The organism is Pseudomonas sp. NFACC16-2 (assembly GCF_900119205.1).
Taxonomy (GTDB): Bacteria; Pseudomonadota; Gammaproteobacteria; order Pseudomonadales; family Pseudomonadaceae; genus Aquipseudomonas; species Aquipseudomonas fluorescens_Q.
Genome location: NZ_FPIX01000072.1, coordinates 1 through 15,610 on the forward strand (window position 1 = coordinate 1; position 15,610 = coordinate 15,610).

Sequence of the window (15,610 nt, forward strand, 5' to 3'; positions counted from 1 at the left end):
GAACCGAAAACTTCGGAGCAGACACGGGTCAGAGCAGCGGTCAGCGTGGTTTTACCGTGGTCAACGTGACCGATGGTGCCAACGTTGACGTGCGGTTTGTTCCGTTCAAATTTTTCTTTAGCCACGACAATTAACTCCTAGCTTAAAGGGGCTGAATCAGCCTTGCTTTTTGGTAACAGTCTCGACGATATGCGACGGAGCTGTATTGTATTTTTTGAATTCCATAGAGTAGCTTGCGCGACCCTGAGACATGGAACGAACGTCGGTCGCGTAACCGAACATCTCACCCAACGGAACCTCAGCACGAATCACTTTGCCGGAAACCGTATCTTCCATACCCAGAATCATGCCACGACGACGGTTAAGGTCGCCCATGACATCACCCATGTAGTCTTCAGGCGTAACGACTTCCACCGCCATGATCGGCTCAAGCAACTCACCACCACCCTTCTGGGCCAGCTGCTTGGTTGCCATGGAGGCAGCCACCTTAAACGCCATCTCGTTGGAGTCGACGTCATGGTAGGAACCATCGAACACGGTCGCCTTCAGGCCGATCAGCGGATAGCCGGCAACAACGCCGTTCTTCATCTGCTCTTCGATACCCTTCTGGATCGCCGGGATGTATTCCTTAGGAACCACACCACCTACGACTTCGTTCAGGAATTGCAGACCTTCCTGACCTTCGTCAGCCGGCGCAAAACGAATCCAGCAGTGACCGAACTGGCCACGACCGCCGGACTGGCGAACGAACTTGCCTTCGATTTCACAGCTCTTCGTGATGCGCTCACGATAGGAAACCTGAGGCTTACCGATGTTGGCTTCGACGTTGAACTCACGGCGCATCCGGTCAACCAGGATGTCCAGGTGCAACTCGCCCATGCCGGAGATGATCGTTTGACCAGTCTCTTCATCAGTCTTGACGCGGAAAGACGGGTCTTCCTGAGCAAGCTTGCCCAGAGCGATACCCATTTTTTCCTGGTCGTCCTTGGTCTTGGGCTCAACGGCAACCGAAATAACCGGCTCCGGGAAGTCCATGCGAACCAGGATGATTGGCTTGTCAGCGTTGCACAAAGTTTCACCGGTGGTGACGTCCTTCATGCCGATCAAGGCCGCGATGTCGCCAGCGCGCACTTCCTTGATTTCTTCACGGGCGTTTGCGTGCATCTGCACCATACGACCCACACGCTCTTTCTTGCCTTTTACCGAGTTGATCACGCCGTCGCCGGAGGCCAACACGCCCGAGTAAACCCGAACAAAGGTCAAGGTACCCACGAATGGGTCGGTAGCGATCTTGAACGCCAAAGCCGCGAACGGCTCGTCGTCACTTGCGTGACGCTCCATTTCCTCTTCCTCGTTATCCGGGTTGGAACCCTTGATAGCAGGAATGTCGGTTGGAGCAGGCAGGAAGTCGATAACGGCGTCGAGAACCAGGGGAACACCCTTGTTCTTGAAAGAAGAACCGCAAACAGCCAGAACGATCTCACCAGCGATAGTACGCTGACGCAGAGCGGCCTTGATTTCCTCGTTGGTGAGTTCTTCACCTTCGAGGTACTTGTTCATCAGCTCTTCGCTGGCTTCGGCCGCAGCCTCAACCATGTTGCTGCGCCATTGCTCGGCTTCTTCCAACAGTTCGGCAGGAATTTCCTTGCGAACAGGGACCATACCCTTGTCGGAGTCATTCCAGTAAACCGCTTGCATGTTGATCAGGTCGATCTGGCCCTGGAAGTTGTCTTCCGAACCAATAGCCAGCTGGATAGGCACCGGAGTATGACCCAGACGCTGCTTGATCTGACCGATCACGCGCAGGAAGTTGGCACCAGCACGGTCCATCTTGTTTACGTAAACAAGACGTGGAACGCCGTATTTGTTGGCCTGACGCCATACGGTTTCCGACTGCGGCTCAACACCCGAAGTACCACAGAACACAACGACAGCGCCGTCGAGCACACGCAGGGAACGTTCAACTTCGATGGTGAAGTCTACGTGGCCCGGGGTATCGATAACGTTGAAGCGGTGCTCGTGCGCGTACTGCTTCTCGGAACCCTTCCAGAAGGCGGTGATAGCAGCAGAAGTAATGGTAATACCACGCTCCTGCTCCTGCACCATCCAGTCTGTGGTCGCGGCGCCGTCATGCACCTCGCCCATTTTGTGACTCTTGCCGGTGTAAAAAAGGACGCGCTCGGTGGTGGTGGTTTTACCAGCATCCACGTGAGCAACGATACCGATGTTACGGTAGCGGTTAATCGGTGTAGTACGAGCCATAAAGCCCTCGCAAATTGAGTGACGCTAAAATTAGAAGCGGTAGTGCGAGAAAGCCTTGTTGGCTTCAGCCATACGGTGCACGTCTTCACGCTTCTTAACTGCAGCACCTTTACCTTCAGCAGCGTCCAACAGTTCACCAGCCAAACGCAGAGCCATGGACTTCTCGCCGCGCTTGCGGGCGAAGTCTACAAGCCAGCGCATTGCCAGGGCGTTACGACGGGACGGACGAACTTCAACCGGAACCTGGTAGGTAGCACCGCCTACGCGGCGCGACTTCACTTCGACCAGCGGAGCGATGGCGTCGAGTGCTTTTTCGAAGAGTTCCAGGGGATCGGAGTTCTTACGCTCTTTAACTTTTTCCAGCGCGCCATAAACGATACGTTCGGCAACGGCTTTCTTGCCGCTTTCCATTACGTGGTTCATGAACTTGGCGAGAATCTGGCTTCCGTATTTCGGATCGTCCAGAATCTCACGTTTGGCTGCTACGCGACGTCTTGGCATTGATAAGCCCTCAAACGGTCTTCAGGTTAGCCCGGGACAGCGGATGCGTGCCCGACCTTACTCTTATCGACTCAATAAAATTAAAAACTGCTAAACGGCCGATTATTTCGGACGCTTGGTACCGTACTTCGAACGACCTTGGTTACGACCTTTGACGCCGGAAGTATCCAAAGAGCCGCGAACGGTGTGGTAACGAACACCTGGCAAGTCTTTTACACGACCGCCGCGGATCAGGACCACGCTGTGTTCTTGCAGGTTGTGGCCTTCACCGCCGATGTACGAGGAAACCTCGAAACCGTTGGTCAGACGCACACGGCATACTTTACGCAGTGCCGAGTTAGGTTTTTTCGGCGTGGTGGTATACACACGGGTGCATACGCCACGACGTTGCGGGCAGTTCTGCAGCGCAGGCACGTCGGATTTCTCGACGATACGCTTACGCGGCTGACGTACCAGCTGGTTGATAGTTGCCATCTACTAGCTCCACTGTTGTCTTGCGACGCTATTGTCTTACAAGAAAAGCAAAATGGCAGGAACGAATTCCCGCCAAATTTAGGGGATCAAGAGTCTAAAGAGGATCTTGTCCCCAGTCAAGGCAAGGCCCCGGCCTCCCCGCCCGCCGGATCTCGACAATTTGTCTCGATCCGCCGAACGGGGCGACCAGGGCCCGGCACTCAATTACCGCAGAACTCAGTTACCACTCGAGTTCAGTGCTTCGGTCAGTGCAGCTTCCACTTCACTGGCGCTTACGCGCAGCGGCTTGTCAGCATCACGGCGACGCTTGCGTTCGCTGTGATAGGCCAAACCGGTACCGGCCGGGATCAGACGACCCACGACCACGTTTTCTTTCAGGCCGCGCAGGTAATCGCGCTTGCCGGTTACCGCCGCTTCGGTCAGTACGCGAGTGGTTTCCTGGAAGGAAGCCGCCGAGATGAACGATTCGGTGGACAACGACGCCTTGGTGATACCCAACAGTACGCGGGTGAACTTGGCGACGAACTTGTCTTCGGCCGCCAGGCGTTCGTTTTCTACCAGGACGTGAGTCAGTTCCATCTGGTCGCCCTTGATGAAGCTGGAATCACCAGATTCGGAAATCTCAACCTTACGCAGCATCTGACGCAGGATGGTCTCGATGTGCTTGTCGTTGATCTTCACGCCTTGCAAACGGTAAACGTCCTGGATCTCGTTCACGATGTACTTGGCCAGCGCACTCACACCCAGCAGACGCAGGATGTCATGTGGATCGCTCGGACCGTCCGAGATAACTTCGCCGCGGTTTACCTGTTCGCCTTCGAAGACGTTCAGGTGACGCCACTTCGGAATCAGCTCTTCGTACGGATCGCTACCGTCGTTCGGTGTAATGACCAGGCGGCGCTTGCCCTTGGTCTCTTTACCGAACGCGATGGTGCCGCTGACTTCAGCCAGAATCGAGGCCTCTTTCGGACGACGGGCTTCGAACAAGTCGGCAACACGCGGCAGACCACCGGTGATGTCGCGGGTTTTCGAAGTTTCCTGCGGGATACGGGCGATAACATCACCGATCGCGATCCGCGCACCGTCCGCAACACCGACCAGGGCGTTGGCTGGCAGGAAGTACTGAGCGATTACGTCAGTGCCTGGCAGCAACAGATCCTTGCCGTTGTCGTCGACCATCTTCACGGCCGGACGGATGTCCTTGCCAGCAGCTGGACGATCCTTTGGATCAAGCACTTCAATGTTGGTCATACCGGTCAATTCGTCGGTCTGACGCTTGATCGTGATGCCTTCTTCCATGCCCACGTAGGTCACGGTACCTTTCATTTCGGTCACGATCGGGTGGGTGTGCGGGTCCCACTTGGCCACGATGGCACCAGCGTCGACCTTGTCGCCTTCCTTGACCGAAATCACAGCACCGTACGGCAGCTTGTAGCGCTCGCGCTCGCGACCGAAGTCGTCAGCGATGGCCAGCTCACCGGAACGGGATACCGCAACCAGGTGACCGTCCACGCGCTCTACGTGCTTGAGGTTGTGCAGACGGACAGTACCACCATTCTTCACCTGGACGCTGTCAGCCGCGGAGGTCCGGCTTGCCGCACCACCGATGTGGAACGTACGCATCGTCAGCTGTGTACCCGGCTCACCGATGGACTGGGCCGCAATAACGCCGACCGACTCACCGATGTTCACCTGATGACCACGAGCCAGGTCGCGACCGTAGCACTTGGCGCAGATGCCATAACGGGTTTCGCAGCTGATCGGCGAACGCACGATCACTTCGTCGATGCTGTTGAGCTCGATGAACTCGACCCACTTCTCGTCAACCAGGGTGCCCGCAGGAACGATCACGTCCTCGGTGCCCGGCTTGAATACGTCACGGGCGATGACACGACCCAATACGCGCTCACCCAACGGCTCTACAACGTCACCGCCTTCAATGTGCGGAGTCATGACCAGGCCATGCTCGGTGCCGCAGTCGATCTCGGTCACGACCAGATCCTGGGCAACGTCTACCAGACGACGCGTCAGGTAACCGGAGTTCGCCGTTTTCAAGGCGGTATCCGCAAGCCCCTTACGAGCACCGTGAGTGGAGATGAAGTACTGGAGTACGCTCAGGCCTTCACGGAAGTTCGCGGTAATCGGGGTCTCGATGATGGAACCGTCCGGCTTGGCCATCAGGCCACGCATACCGGCGAGCTGACGGATCTGCGCAGCAGAACCCCGTGCGCCCGAGTCGGCCATCATGTACATCGAGTTGAAGGATTCCTGGTCGACTTCGTTGCCATGACGGTCGATGACTTTCTCTTTCGAGAGGTTGGCCATCATCGCCTTGGAGACTTCGTCGTTCGCCTTGGACCAGAGGTCGATCACCTTGTTGTACTTCTCGCCCTGGGTTACCAGGCCGGAGGCGTACTGACTTTCGATCTCTTTCACTTCTTCGGTAGCGGCGCCGATGATGCGGGCTTTTTCATCCGGGATAACGAAGTCGTTAACACCGATGGAAACGCCGGAAATGGTCGAATAGGCAAAACCGGTGTACATCAACTGGTCAGCGAAGATCACGGTCTCTTTCAGACCCACCACGCGATAGCACTGGTTGATCAGCTTGGAGATCGCCTTTTTCTTCATCGGCAGGTTGACGACGTCGAAGGACAGACCTTTTGGCACAACCTGGAACAACAGCGCACGGCCGACGGTGGTGTCGACGATACGGGTGTTGGTCACGCTGCCGCCATCACGATCGTTCACGGTTTCGTTGATCCGCACTTTGACCTTGGCATGCAGTGCGGCTTCGCCGGCACGGAACACACGGTCAACTTCCTGCAGATCGGCGAACACACGACCTTCGCCCTTGGCGTTGATCGCTTCACGCGTCATGTAGTACAGACCCAATACAACGTCCTGCGACGGAACGATGATTGGCTCACCGTTGGCTGGCGACAGGATGTTGTTGGTCGACATCATCAACGCACGCGCTTCCAGCTGGGCTTCCAGCGTCAGCGGTACGTGCACGGCCATCTGGTCGCCGTCGAAGTCGGCGTTGTACGCAGCACAGACCAGCGGGTGCAGCTGGATAGCCTTACCTTCGATCAGTACCGGTTCAAACGCCTGGATGCCCAGACGGTGAAGGGTCGGTGCACGGTTGAGCAGAACCGGGTGTTCGCGAATCACTTCAGCGAGAACGTCCCAGACCTCTGGCAGCTCGCGCTCGACCATCTTCTTGGCCGCTTTGATGGTGGTAGCGAGACCACGCATTTCCAGCTTGCCGAAAATGAACGGCTTGAACAGTTCCAAGGCCATTTTTTTAGGCAGACCGCACTGGTGCAGACGCAGGGTCGGGCCTACGGTAATAACCGAACGACCGGAGTAGTCAACACGCTTACCGAGCAAGTTCTGACGGAAACGACCCTGCTTACCCTTGATCATGTCAGCCAGGGATTTCAGAGGACGCTTGTTGGAACCGGTAATAGCGCGGCCACGACGACCGTTATCGAGCAATGCGTCGACCGCTTCCTGCAACATACGCTTTTCGTTGCGCACGATGATGTCCGGAGCGGACAGATCGAGCAGGCGCTTCAAGCGGTTGTTACGGTTGATCACTCGACGATACAGGTCGTTGAGGTCGGAAGTCGCGAAACGACCGCCATCGAGCGGAACCAGTGGACGCAGGTCTGGCGGCAGAACCGGCAGAACGGTCAGCACCATCCACTCTGGCAGGTTGCCGGAACCCTGGAAGGCTTCCATCAACTTCAGACGCTTGGACAGCTTCTTGATCTTGGTTTCGGAGTTGGTTTGCGGGATTTCTTCGCGCAGCCGGCCAATCTCGTGTTCCAGGTCGATAGCGTGCAGCAGTTCGCGGACAGCTTCGGCACCCATGCGGGCATCGAAATCGTCGCCGAACTCTTCCAGCGCTTCGAAGTACTGCTCGTCGTTGAGCAACTGACCTTTTTCAAGGGTGGTCATGCCTGGATCGATAACGACATAGCTCTCGAAGTAGAGAACGCGTTCGATATCACGCAGGGTCATGTCCATCAGCAGGCCGATACGGGACGGCAGCGATTTCAGGAACCAGATGTGAGCAACCGGCGAGGCCAGTTCGATGTGCGCCATGCGCTCACGACGAACTTTTGCCAGCGCGACTTCAACGCCGCACTTCTCGCAGATCACACCACGGTGCTTCAAGCGCTTGTACTTACCGCACAGGCACTCGTAATCCTTGACCGGGCCAAAGATCTTGGCGCAGAACAGGCCGTCACGCTCAGGTTTGAACGTACGGTAGTTGATGGTTTCCGGCTTTTTAACTTCACCGAACGACCACGAACGGATCATCTCAGGCGATGCCAATCCAATACGGATGGCGTCGAACTCTTCGACTTGACCCTGGTTTTTCAGCAAATTCAGTAGGTCTTTCAAGGCCTTTCCTCCTGGCGGAGCAGAGAGCGGGCAAAACAGCCCCGCTCTCGATTCGCGTCACGTGTTATTCGGTTTCCAGATCGATATCGATGCCGAGGGAACGAATTTCCTTGATCAACACGTTGAAAGACTCGGGCATGCCCGGCTCCATACGGTGATCGCCGTCCACGATGTTCTTGTACATCTTGGTCCGGCCGTTCACATCGTCCGACTTCACTGTGAGCATTTCTTGCAGAGTGTATGCAGCACCGTACGCTTCCAGTGCCCAGACCTCCATCTCCCCGAAACGCTGACCACCGAACTGTGCCTTACCACCCAGCGGCTGCTGGGTAACCAGGCTGTAAGAACCGGTAGAACGAGCGTGCATCTTGTCGTCTACCAAGTGGTTCAGCTTCAGCATGTACATGTAGCCAACGGTAACCGGGCGCTCGAACTTGTTGCCGGTACGGCCGTCGAACAGCTGCATCTGGCCGCTTTCTGGCAGGTCTGCCAGTTTCAGCATGGCCTTGATTTCGCTTTCCTTGGCACCGTCGAACACCGGAGTAGCCATTGGAACGCCGCCGCGCAGGTTCTTCGCCAGATCCAGGATTTCCTGGTCGGAGAAGGTGTCCAGCTCTTCATTGCGACCGCCGATCTCGTTGTAGATCTCGTGCAGGAACTTACGCAGGTCAGCGACCTTGCGCTGCTCTTCGATCATACGGTTGATCTTCTCGCCCAAGCCCTTGGCCGCGAGGCCCAGGTGGGTTTCAAGGATCTGACCAACGTTCATACGCGAAGGTACGCCCAACGGGTTGAGGACCACATCGACCGGGGTGCCATTGGCATCGTGCGGCATGTCTTCAACCGGCATGATCACGGAGACCACACCTTTGTTACCGTGACGACCGGCCATCTTGTCGCCCGGCTGGATGCGACGACGGATTGCCAGGTAAACCTTGACGATTTTCAGCACGCCAGGAGCCAGGTCATCGCCCTGCTGCAGTTTACGCTTCTTGTCTTCGAACTTGTCGTCCAGCAGACGGCGGCGATCAACGATATAGGCCTGGGCCTTCTCGAGCTGCTCGTTCAGAGCATCTTCAGCCATGCGCAGTTTGAACCACTGGCCATGCTCAAGACCGTCGAGAACTTCGTCGGTGATTTCCTGACCTTTCTTCAGGCCGGCGCCGCCTTCGGCTTTGTGGCCGACCAGAGCGGAGCGCAGACGCTCGAAAGTTGCCCCTTCGACGATACGGAACTCTTCGTTCAGGTCCTTGCGGATCTCGTCGAGTTGAGTCTTCTCGATCGACAGTGCACGAGCATCACGCTCAACGCCGTCGCGAGTGAAGACTTGTACGTCGATGACCGTACCCTTGGTGCCGGTAGGCACACGCAGGGAGGTGTCTTTAACGTCGCTGGCTTTTTCACCGAAGATGGCACGCAGCAGTTTTTCTTCCGGAGTCAGCTGGGTCTCGCCTTTCGGAGTGACCTTGCCCACCAGGATGTCGCCTGCGCCTACTTCAGCACCTACATAAACGATACCGGCTTCGTCCAGCTTGTTCAGTGCAGCTTCACCCACGTTCGGGATGTCCGCAGTGATTTCCTCTGGGCCAAGCTTGGTGTCACGGGCCACACAGGTCAGTTCCTGGATGTGGATCGTGGTGAAGCGGTCTTCCTGAACCACACGCTCGGACAGGCAGATGGAGTCTTCGAAGTTGAAGCCGTTCCATGCCATGAACGCGATGCGCATGTTCTGACCCAACGCCAGTTCACCCATATCGGTGGACGGACCGTCGGCCATGATGTCGCTGCGCTGAACCCGATCACCCTTGCTCACCAGCGGACGCTGGTTGATGCAGGTGTTCTGGTTGGAGCGGGTGTATTTGGTCAGGTTGTAGATGTCGACACCGGCTTCGCCAGTTTCAACTTCGTCATCGGCAACACGAACCACGATACGGCTGGCGTCGACGGAGTCGATTACGCCACCACGACGAGCCACGACGCAAACGCCGGAGTCACGGGCAACGTTACGCTCCATACCGGTACCTACCAGCGGCTTGTCGGCACGCAGGGTGGGTACAGCTTGACGCTGCATGTTCGAACCCATCAACGCACGGTTGGCGTCGTCGTGCTCGAGGAACGGGATCAACGACGCTGCAACCGAAACTACCTGCTTCGGCGATACGTCCATCAAGGTGACGTCTTCCGGCGCCTTGACGGTGAACTCGTTCAAGTGACGAACAGCTACCAGCTCGTCGACCAGGACCTTCTTGTCGTTCATCGTGGCCGAAGCCTGAGCGATCACGTGATCAGCTTCTTCGATGGCGGACAGGAACACGATCTCGTCCGTAACCAGGGCGTCTTTCACCACACGGTACGGGCTCTCGAGGAAGCCATACTGGTTGGTGCGCGCATAGGCAGCCAGGGAGTTGATCAGACCGATGTTCGGACCTTCCGGCGTCTCGATCGGGCATACACGACCGTAGTGCGTCGGGTGTACGTCACGAACTTCAAAGCCTGCACGCTCACGGGTCAGACCGCCCGGGCCGAGTGCGGAGACACGACGCTTGTGGGTGATCTCGGACAGCGGGTTGTTCTGGTCCATGAACTGGGACAGCTGGCTCGAACCGAAGAACTCCTTCACCGCCGCAGCCACAGGCTTGGCGTTGATCAGGTCTTGCGGCATCAGGCCTTCGCTTTCAGCCATCGACAGACGTTCCTTGACCGCACGCTCTACGCGCACCAGGCCAACACGGAACTGGTTCTCGGCCATTTCGCCTACGCAGCGAACACGACGGTTACCCAGGTGGTCGATGTCATCGACGATGCCCTTGCCGTTACGGATATCGACCAGGGTCTTGAGGACAGCAACGATGTCGTCCTTGTTCAGTACACCCGAACCTTCGATTTCGGTACGACCGATACGACGGTTGAACTTCATCCGGCCGACCGCAGACAGGTCATAGCGCTCAGGGCTGAAGAACAGGTTGTTGAACAGGGTCTCGGCGGCATCCTTGGTTGGCGGCTCGCCAGGACGCATCATGCGATAGATTTCGACCAGGGCTTCCAGCTGGTTGCCGGTGGAGTCGATCTTCAGCGTGTCGGAGATGAACGGACCGCAGTCGATGTCGTTGGTGTACAGCGTCTCGATGCGAACGACCTGGGCCTTGGCGATTTTTGCCAGGATCTCGGTGTTCAGCTCGGTGTTGCACTCTGCCAGGATTTCGCCGGTGGCCGGATGCACGATGACCTTGGCCGTGGTGCGCCCCAGGACGTAGTCCAGAGGTACCTGCAGCTCTTTGATCCCGGCTTTTTCCAACTGGTTGATGTGGCGAGCGGTGATACGACGACCCTGCTCGACAATAACCTTGCCTTTGTCATCCTGGATATCGAGGACGGCGATTTCACCGCGCAGGCGCTGAGGCACCAGTTCCAGGCTGAGGTTTTCACCTTGCACATGGAAAACGTTGGTGGTGTAGAACGCGTCCAGCACTTCTTCGGTGGTATAGCCGAGCGCGCGCAGCAGTACCGATGCAGGCAGCTTGCGACGACGGTCGATACGCACGAATACGCAGTCTTTCGGGTCGAACTCGAAGTCCAACCACGAACCGCGGTAAGGAATGATGCGCGCGGAGTAAAGCAGTTTGCCGGAGCTGTGCGTCTTGCCACGGTCGTGGTCGAAGAACACGCCCGGAGAACGGTGCAGCTGGGAAACGATTACACGCTCGGTACCGTTGATTACGAAGGTACCGTTCTCAGTCATCAGGGGGATTTCACCCATGTAGACTTCTTGCTCTTTGATGTCCTTGATCGCTTTGTTCGACGATTCTTTGTCGAAAATGATCAGACGCACTTTTACCCGCAAAGGTACGGCGTAAGTAACACCGCGCAATACGCATTCTTTGACATCAAATGCCGGTTCGCCCAGGCGATAACCGACGTACTCCAGCGCAGCATTGCCGGAGTAGCTGATGATCGGGAAAACGGATTTGAAGGCCGCATGCAGGCCCACGTCGCGGAACTGATCTTTAGTCGCTCCCGCTTGCAAGAATTCACGATACGAATCCAGCTGGATGGCCAGGAGGTACGGCACATCCATGACGTCCGGCAACTTGCTAAAGTCCTTGCGGATACGTTTTTTCTCAGTATATGAGTAAGCCATCAGCGTTCCCCAGCTTGGTCACCTGCTTGTTTGGCCCCTCCCGACGGGAGCAGCCAGAAAATCGTGCAAACCCCATGGTTTGCGCCACCACATAGGGTGGTTACAGCTCGCTATCGGCACCGACCCAGTCGGCTGCCAATAACGGAAAAAGGCCGGTGGCAAGAGCCACCAGCCATCAGCCTGTCGCTTAACGCTCGGGCTGGAGACGCAAAGTCGATGCTTACTTCAGCTCGACTTTAGCGCCTGCTTCTTCCAGAGCGGCCTTGGCTTTGTCAGCTGCATCTTTGGCAACAGCTTCCAGAACCATGGCAGGAGCGCCGTCAACTACAGCCTTGGCTTCTTTCAGGCCCAGACCGGTCAGTTCACGTACTGCCTTGATCACGTTTACTTTCTTCTCGCCAGCTTCGGTCAGCATGACGTTGAATTCGGTTTGCTCTTCAGCAACGGCAGCAGCAACAGCTGGACCAGCGGAAGCAGCAGCAGCGGTAACACCGAATTTTTCTTCGAAAGCTTTGATCAGCTCAACAACTTCCATTACGGACATGTTGCCAACGGCTTCGAGGATATCGTTTTGAGAGATAGACATGACTCTAAATTCCTGGATTGGGGGACGGCCTACGCGACCATCGAAATAAACAAAAAACGCGAAAAGGAGTGTCGAGCCTTAGGCTGCGGCAGCTTCTTTCTGGTCGCGCAGTGCCGCCAGAGTACGAGCCAACTTGCTGGTTGCGCCTTGAATCACGCTCATCAGCTGGGAAATTGCTTCGTCACGGGTCGGCAGAGTTGCCAGTACGTCGATCTGGTTAGCTGCGAGGAACTTGCCCTCGAACGCAGCTGCCTTAATCTCGAACTTGTCCTGACCTTTGGCGAATTCCTTGAACAAACGGGCAGCAGCGCCAGGATGTTGGGTGGAGAACGCGATCAAGGTCGGGCCGGTGAACACGTCGTTGAGGACACTGTATTCAGTGTCAGCAACAGCGCGCTTGAGCAGGGTGTTACGTACAACACGTACGTAAACGCCAGCTTCACGAGCCTCTTTACGGAGTCCGGTCATAGCGCCTACTGTTACGCCACGGGCATCAGCCACGACAGCGGACAGAGCAGCTTTGGCAGCCTCGTTGACTTCAGCGACGATGGCCTTCTTGTCTTCGAGTTTAATTGCCACGGGTTTAACTCCTGCTTGTTACCGTTTCATCCGGTCGAAACCGAATGTCGTTTTGGTGTCTGATTCGGTAAGGAACCGGGAGCACCATCTGCGTAGGCTTGTGGTTTAAGACTTGCGTCGCCTACGGTCTTGGACAGCCCCCGCCAGGCAGGGACCCCAATTTTTTGATTGACGCAATTACTTGCGCCAATCCGAGTCTTACGCGTCGAGCGAGCTCTGGTCGATAACCAGACCTGGGCCCATAGTGGTGCTCAGGGTAACGCGCTTGACGTAGATACCTTTCGAAGAAGCAGGCTTGATACGCTTCAGATCAGCGATCAGGGCTTCAACGTTTTCCTTCAGCTTGACGGCATCGAAGCCGATCTTGCCAACGGAAGTGTGGATGATGCCGTTTTTGTCGGTGCGATAACGAACCTGACCAGCCTTGGCGTTTTTAACCGCAGTGGCTACGTCTGGCGTTACGGTGCCGACTTTAGGGTTAGGCATCAGACCACGTGGACCGAGGATCTGACCCAACTGACCTACAACGCGCATGGCATCCGGGGATGCGATCACTACGTCATAGTTCAGGTCGCCGCCCTTCATTTCAGCAGCCAGATCGTCCATACCTACGCGATCAGCACCAGCAGCCAGAGCAGCTTCAGCTGCTGGGCCCTGGGTGAAGACAGCTACACGAACGGTCTTGCCAGTGCCGTGTGGCAGCACGGTAGCGCTACGAACGACCTGGTCGGATTTACGTGGGTCAACGCCCAGGTTCACAGCAACGTCGAACGACTCGCTGAACTTGACAGTCGACAGCTCAGCCAGCAGAGCGGCGGCGTCTACAAAGTTGTAGGCCTTGCCTGCTTCGATTTTGCCGGCGATAGCCTTTTGACGCTTGGTCAGCTTAGCCATTACACACCCTCCACGTTAAGGCCCATGCTACGAGCAGAACCGGCGATAGTACGCACGGCTGCATCCATATCAGCTGCAGTCAGATCCGCGTTTTTGGTTTTCGCGATTTCTTCCAGCTGAGCACGGGTAACGGTGCCAACCTTAACGGTGTTTGGACGAGCGGAACCGCTGGTCAAACCTGCAGCCTTCTTCAGCAGAACCGAAGCTGGGGTGCTTTTTGTTTCGAAAGTGAAGCTACGGTCGCTGTAGACAGTGATGATCACTGGAGTCGGCAGACCTGGCTCAAGACCCTGAGTACGGGCGTTGAAGGCCTTGCAGAATTCCATGATGTTCACGCCGTGCTGACCCAGGGCAGGACCAACAGGTGGGCTTGGGTTAGCCTGAGCGGCCTTCACTTGCAGCTTGATGTAAGCGGTAATTTTCTTGGCCATGAGGCACTCCAATTACGGGTTCGAACGCCTCGAAAGGCTCCCCGGTTACTTGCGCGTTTATCCCAGTGACGACAAAACCCCACAGCCTTGGGCTGCGGGGTTGGGATGCCTGTTCAATCAGGCCTTTTCGACCTGGCTGAACTCTAGCTCTACCGGAGTAGAGCGACCGAAAATGAGCACTGCCACTTGGATCCGGCTCTTTTCGTAGTTAACTTCTTCAACCGTGCCGTTAAAATCAGCGAATGGACCGTCGGTGACGCGTACAACCTCACCCGGCTCAAACAGTGTCTTCGGCTTCGGCTTGTCGCTACCATCAGCGACGCGACGCAGAATCGCTTCTGCCTCTTTATCCGTGATCGGCGCAGGCTTGTCGGCGGTACCGCCAATAAAGCCCATCACCCGAGGGGTATCCTTGACCAAGTGCCAAGTCCCTTCGTTCATATCCATCTGCACCAGCACGTAGCCCGGAAAGAACTTACGCTCACTTTTGCGCTTCTGGCCATTACGCATCTCAACCACTTCTTCAGTGGGGACCAGAATCTCGCCAAAGCCATCTTCCATGCCAGCCAGCTTTACGCGCTCTACCAGCGAGCGCATGACATGCTTCTCGTAACCCGAGTAAGCATGCACAACGTACCAACGCTTAGCCACGGGACACCCTTAGCCAACAATCAAGGAAACAAGCCAGCCGAGCAGGGAATCGAGCCCCCACAACAGCAACGCCATTACCAGAACAACAGCCACAACGATCAACGTGGTCTGCGTGGTTTCTTGGCGAGTCGGCCATACGACTTTACGAATCTCGGTGCGAGCTTCCTTAGCGAGTACAAAGAAAGACTTGCCCTTGGCTGTCTGCAGGCCTACAAAGGCAGCAACAGCAGCAATGGCGAGCAATGCAAGTACGCGATACAGGATCGGCGAAGCAGAATAATACTGATTGCCAACAACGCCAATAACCACCAAAGCGACTACCACTAGCCACTTGAGCAGATCGAAGCGAGAGCTTTGAGCTTCAGCTTTAGGAGTCATCTATGAAGATCCTGTGAAAAGAAAGCCAGACACACCGAGTGAATCTGGCAGGTCAGGAGGGAATCGAACCCCCAACCTACGGTTTTGGAGACCGTCGCTCTGCCAATTGAGCTACTGACCTAAAACAAAATCAGGCCGACCATTATGCCGGCCCGAAAAAGACATTACAACTGTTTACTCGATGACTTTAGCTACGACGCCAGCACCGACGGTACGACCGCCTTCACGGATAGCGAAACGCAGACCGTCTTCCATCGCGATGGTCTTGATCAGGGTAACAGTCATCTGAATGTTGTCACC

The 15,610-nt window shown here is 56.2% G+C and carries 12 protein-coding genes, 1 tRNA gene and 1 pseudogene; all 14 read right to left on the minus strand.

Annotation, left to right across the window (positions count from 1 at the left end; all coding sequences use genetic code 11):
* Positions 1–125: GTP-binding protein (locus BT116_RS29435; RefSeq protein WP_007925961.1), on the minus strand; the 125-nt coding region annotated here is incomplete at its 3' end.
* A 31-nt stretch (positions 126–156) separates the two neighbouring features.
* Complete coding sequence (gene fusA, locus BT116_RS29440) at positions 157–2,262, minus strand: elongation factor G (protein WP_072349249.1); 2,106 nt, start codon at positions 2,260–2,262, stop codon at positions 157–159.
* Positions 2,263–2,292: 30 nt separating this feature from the next.
* Positions 2,293–2,763 (minus strand): 30S ribosomal protein S7, encoded by a 471-nt coding sequence (rpsG, locus tag BT116_RS29445; RefSeq protein WP_024776462.1) that lies wholly within the window; start codon positions 2,761–2,763, stop codon positions 2,293–2,295.
* 102 nt (positions 2,764–2,865) lie between these two features.
* Positions 2,866–3,237, minus strand: a complete 372-nt coding sequence (gene rpsL / locus BT116_RS29450) for a 30S ribosomal protein S12 (RefSeq protein WP_003186084.1) — start codon at positions 3,235–3,237, stop codon at positions 2,866–2,868.
* Positions 3,238–3,453: 216 nt separating this feature from the next.
* On the minus strand, positions 3,454–7,653 hold the full coding sequence (rpoC, locus tag BT116_RS29455) for a DNA-directed RNA polymerase subunit beta' (RefSeq protein ID WP_072349251.1): 4,200 nt from the start codon (positions 7,651–7,653) through the stop codon (positions 3,454–3,456).
* Between the two features lie 64 nt (positions 7,654–7,717).
* Positions 7,718–11,791: a DNA-directed RNA polymerase subunit beta gene (gene rpoB / locus BT116_RS29460; protein ID WP_013694338.1), complete on the minus strand. Its 4,074-nt coding sequence runs from the start codon at positions 11,789–11,791 to the stop codon at positions 7,718–7,720.
* Positions 11,792–12,011: 220 nt separating this feature from the next.
* Positions 12,012–12,377: a 50S ribosomal protein L7/L12 gene (rplL, locus tag BT116_RS29465; RefSeq protein WP_007970414.1), complete on the minus strand. Its 366-nt coding sequence runs from the start codon at positions 12,375–12,377 to the stop codon at positions 12,012–12,014.
* A 78-nt stretch (positions 12,378–12,455) separates the two neighbouring features.
* Positions 12,456–12,956, minus strand: a complete 501-nt coding sequence (gene rplJ, locus BT116_RS29470) for a 50S ribosomal protein L10 (RefSeq protein WP_003206099.1) — start codon at positions 12,954–12,956, stop codon at positions 12,456–12,458.
* Between the two features lie 198 nt (positions 12,957–13,154).
* Positions 13,155–13,850: a 50S ribosomal protein L1 gene (gene rplA / locus BT116_RS29475; protein ID WP_003186095.1), complete on the minus strand. Its 696-nt coding sequence runs from the start codon at positions 13,848–13,850 to the stop codon at positions 13,155–13,157.
* Positions 13,850–14,281, minus strand: a complete 432-nt coding sequence (gene rplK / locus BT116_RS29480) for a 50S ribosomal protein L11 (protein WP_003176435.1) — start codon at positions 14,279–14,281, stop codon at positions 13,850–13,852. The genes rplA and rplK overlap by 1 nt, the downstream gene beginning before the upstream one ends.
* 117 nt (positions 14,282–14,398) lie before the next feature.
* Positions 14,399–14,932: a transcription termination/antitermination protein NusG gene (gene nusG, locus BT116_RS29485; RefSeq protein WP_003317113.1), complete on the minus strand. Its 534-nt coding sequence runs from the start codon at positions 14,930–14,932 to the stop codon at positions 14,399–14,401.
* A gap of 9 nt (positions 14,933–14,941) precedes the next feature.
* Positions 14,942–15,310, minus strand: a complete 369-nt coding sequence (gene secE, locus BT116_RS29490) for a preprotein translocase subunit SecE (RefSeq protein WP_072349253.1) — start codon at positions 15,308–15,310, stop codon at positions 14,942–14,944.
* A gap of 45 nt (positions 15,311–15,355) precedes the next feature.
* Positions 15,356–15,431, minus strand: a tRNA-Trp gene (locus BT116_RS29495).
* 53 nt (positions 15,432–15,484) lie between these two features.
* Positions 15,485–15,610: pseudogene (locus BT116_RS29500) on the minus strand (elongation factor Tu); the annotation flags it as partial.